We start from the raw sequence: 481 nt of genomic DNA, 5'->3' as shown, positions 1-481 counted from the left end.
CCTTGTTTCAGCGTGCGGGTTACCACCGCCAACTGGATGTCGTGGGTTATCAAGGGTTGTTGTATGCGCTTTATGATCCCGGCCGTTGGGAGGCTGTCGATGTATTGCGCTGGCTGAAGGAATATACCGACGCGGCGGCTCAGCGAGTGTCGCTGACCGCATGATAATCATGAGGGCGACATCGTTCGGGTCCTTGTTGGATAATGCCCCCCTGCATTAGGGCCAGAGCTTTCGTATGTCCACCTCATCTTTTTCCGCGGCACAGAATCAGGCCAGCACGCTGTACCTGCCGCCAGGCGCCTGGTTGACCGTTCTCGATTGTCTGTGCGAACACTTCAGCGCCATTGGTCGCGAACAATGGCTGGACAGGATTGCCCGTGGCCGCGTGCTGGATGGCCAGGGTCATGCGATTACCGTTGATCTTCCTTACAGGGAAGGGCGGGTCATGCGATTACCGTTGATCTTCCTTACAGGGAAGGGC

At 57.2% G+C, this 481-nt stretch carries 2 pseudogenes; both read left to right on the top strand.

Annotation, left to right across the window (positions count from 1 at the left end):
- Positions 1–164: pseudogene (locus tag AC1DH9_RS30895) on the top strand (transcriptional regulator); the annotation flags it as partial.
- 71 nt (positions 165–235) lie between these two features.
- A pseudogene (locus AC1DH9_RS30890) lies at positions 236–481 on the top strand (hypothetical protein); the annotation flags it as partial.

It is taken from the genome of Pseudomonas sp. 05T35 (genome assembly GCF_056396605.1).
The sequence above is the reverse complement of the archived record's forward strand: the minus strand, read 5'-3'. Positions and strand labels throughout refer to the sequence as shown.